The following is a 3,105-nucleotide window of genomic DNA, read 5'->3' on the forward strand; positions in this document are numbered from 1 at the left end:
GATAGAGGAGGGTAAACGTTTACGTGAATATGGTAAAAATGTAGTTGTAAAAGTTCCGATGACTCCTGATGGTTTGAAGGCTTGCAAGTCCTTTTCATTACAAGGAATACCTGTTAATGTTACGTTAGTTTTTTCTCCAAATCAAGCATTACTTGCTGCAAAATCTGGTGCAAAATACGTCAGTCCATTTATTGGTAGATTAGATGATATTGGTCAAGATGGGATGTCTTTAATTCAAGACATTAAAACTATTTTTAAGAATTATCCGGAATTTAAAACTCAGATACTTGTTGCAAGTATTCGTCATCCAATGCATGTGATTGATGTTGCAAAAATTGGTGCAGATGTTGTTACTTTACCTCCAGCAGTTTTAGATAAAATGTTACAACACCCCTTGACTGATATTGGACTAGAAAATTTTCTATCCGACTGGAAAAAACTAAACAGCAGAATTTAATCTATAAATCCAAAAAATAACCACTTTTAATTTTCTAGTTCTATTCAAATGAATTATTTTACTATAGTAATAGGTATCTTTGATTTATGAAGTAAATAATTTGCAACACTTCCAAGAAATACCTCCGCACCAGGATTTGGTCCTCTTGAACCTATTACAATAAGATCAAATTTCTTGGTTTTCAAAAAATCAAAAATTGTTTTTCCAATATTTTCTCCTTTTAGAATTTTTCCTATAAATATGACTTTATCTTTCATTACACTCTTTTTGGCTTCTAAAATTATCGATTCTGCTTCTTTGGTATTTTTTTTCTTAATTTCAGATGAAACTGGAAAATGAAATCCTAGTGAATACCTGACAACATTTATGCCTATAATTTTTGCATTTGATGATTTTGCAATAGTTGAAGCTAATCTTAATCCCTTTAACGATGATTTTGAACCATCAAGTGGGACTAGTATGTTTTTAATTTTTTTCAATGATGATTTAAAATTATCTTGCTAATTAAAGATGATTCATATTTTCAGTTTCTTGAATGGTATCTTAAATAATATGAATAAAAATGAAAAATAAGGTTTTTTATGATGAACCTTTGTTAGTGCTCTTTCTAGAACCTGTTCCTCTACCCGTAATTCTTGTCATTCCTTCAGTTGAAGGTCTAGGTTTTGATTCAGGTAAATCTCCTAATCTTTTTGCACCTGTACCTCTGCCTGTGTGAACCATTCTATTTGCTGCTTGTTTTTTCTTCTCTTCTTGGACTTTTTTATATGCATCTCCCGCCCAAGCTTTTTCTCCGTCATCGATTTCCTTTGTTCCGGTACCTCTACCTGTTCTAATTCTAATTTTTCCCATAATTGTAATTACTTTATCTTGTATTTAATTAAGCTCATTTTACTATAAAAAATTTTGAGGATCTATTAGTATCTTCTAACCAATTAACGATAACACCATCAAATTTTGATGATATCTTCTTAATCTTTTTGAAATTGTGATTTGATATATTCAAAAAAATAACTCATTGTTTTTTCATTTAATTACTATCGCTCCAATTTTTTCTATTGAATTTTTTGTAGATTCACAATTCATCTCACTTTATGAACAAGATCTCAACAAATATTCATGTTAATCTTCATCAGTTGTAATTTCAGATTCTAAACTTACCATTAATTATGGTATAAATTAATCTACATGAACAATAACTGGATTAAATTTTTTTTCACTTATTGATCCAGCCAAGTTTTCTAAAATAAATAAACATTAGAATTACTGGTATTAATGATGCTAGAATTATAATGATAAATGATGTATATGGACCAAAAACTGTAGAATGATCATTTATTCCTCCAGGCAAATTTATGTTCATACCATAAAATGTCCCAATTACCGTACCTGGTATTGCAAATGTGAAAATAATCGTTAATGCTGCTAGTACTTTGTTTGTTTTTTCAGTACTAAGCATGAAATCTGTATCTTTGTAAATTTCCATGGTTTCTCTTGACTCCTCAAGTGTTTCAATCACTTTATCAATATGGTCAATCACATCATCAAAATACAATACAATATCTTCTTCATATGAAAATCTTTTAATGTTTTTAGCAATTTCTAACACAAATTTTTTCAATGGATTTGCTATTCTTCTCATTACATTGATCTCTCTTCTAAGTAATGCAATGCTTCGTGCAGCAGACTTTGTCTCATCAAATACTTCATCTTCAAGATCATCTAAATTTGCAATAACTTTTCTTGATATGTGTAAAAGATCATCAACTAAAATATCTATTATCTCATGAAGTAAATTACCAGGTAATTTTCCAAGTAGTCTTTCTTTTCTTTGTTGATCTGAATCATTTTTACAAATACTTACCAGATCAACTAATGGCTTCAAGTCTCCTTGATGAACAGTGACTAGAAAATCTTTTCCAATAAATATTGACAGTTGACTGTTTCTTGAAATTCCCGGCTGTCGTAATAGTGAAGGAAAATGCAATATCACAAAAAAGTGTTCATCATAACTGTCTAATTTTGGAAGTTCTGACTTGGTCATACAGTCTTCAATGTTTAATGCATTGAAATGATACTGTTCTGATACTTTTTCAACATCACTTCTATCTGGATTTTGTAAATCTATCCATAAAAATTTCTTACCTTGAATTGTTTCTATTTTTCGTTCTACTGTAGAACTTGCTGATTTTTTCCCAACATGTAATCTATTGGTGATAAATCCTCTTTTCAAGTTGAATGATGACTTTTTCTAACAAATTTAAAGCGATCGATTATTTTGATCAACTGTTTTTTTCAATTCATATGAAACAATAATCTATTGTCAATTTTCAGATTATTTCCATGGCAGTAAGTAATTAACTCCAACCCATGTAAGTCCAATTGTTATTGCCATGGCTATCCACCAAAATCTCATGTTTATAATTTTCAGTGGTTAATAATAAATCTACAGGCTCATTTTCATCAAGCTAAAATCAAAGATTATTACAGGACAAATAATTTCTTTTTTTTGTGGCCCTCGTAGTACAGTGGCTAGTATAGGGGACTGTGGATCCCCGGACAGGAGTTCGATTCCCCTCGAGGGCCCATACCTTTCAGTTTAATTTTCTGTACTGTATAGGAATCTTTTCAGTATTTGAAATTCTACT

Annotated in this window: 4 protein-coding genes and 1 tRNA gene; 2 read left to right on the forward strand and 3 right to left on the reverse strand. The window is 30.2% G+C overall.

What is annotated here, in order from left to right; translation table 11 throughout:
• Nucleotides 1–457: transaldolase family protein (locus BG20_RS09295; protein WP_010194368.1), on the forward strand; the 457-nt coding region annotated here is incomplete at its 5' end.
• Nucleotides 458–510: 53 nt separating this feature from the next.
• Here BG20_RS09295 and BG20_RS09300 read toward each other — a convergent pair.
• From BG20_RS09300 to BG20_RS09310, 3 genes are all read right to left on the reverse strand, one after another.
• Nucleotides 511–936: a universal stress protein gene (locus BG20_RS09300; RefSeq protein ID WP_010194370.1), complete on the reverse strand. Its 426-nt coding sequence runs from the start codon at nt 934–936 to the stop codon at nt 511–513.
• A 100-nt stretch (nt 937–1,036) separates the two neighbouring features.
• The gene (locus BG20_RS09305) at nt 1,037–1,309 is read right to left on the reverse strand and encodes a hypothetical protein (protein ID WP_007402284.1); all 273 of its coding nucleotides are present in this window, start codon (nt 1,307–1,309) and stop codon (nt 1,037–1,039) included.
• Nucleotides 1,310–1,673: 364 nt separating this feature from the next.
• Nucleotides 1,674–2,690 carry a magnesium transporter CorA family protein gene (locus BG20_RS09310; RefSeq protein ID WP_010194373.1) on the reverse strand — a complete coding sequence of 339 codons (1,017 nt, stop codon included), beginning with the start codon at nt 2,688–2,690 and terminating at the stop codon, nt 1,674–1,676.
• A 281-nt stretch (nt 2,691–2,971) separates the two neighbouring features.
• Between BG20_RS09310 and BG20_RS09315 the strand changes: the two genes are divergently transcribed.
• A tRNA-His gene (locus tag BG20_RS09315) sits at nt 2,972–3,043 on the forward strand.
• Nucleotides 3,044–3,105 lie beyond the last annotated feature (62 nt).

It is taken from the genome of Candidatus Nitrosarchaeum limnium BG20 (assembly GCF_000241145.1).
GTDB classification, from domain to species: Archaea; Thermoproteota; Nitrososphaeria; order Nitrososphaerales; family Nitrosopumilaceae; genus Nitrosarchaeum; species Nitrosarchaeum limnae.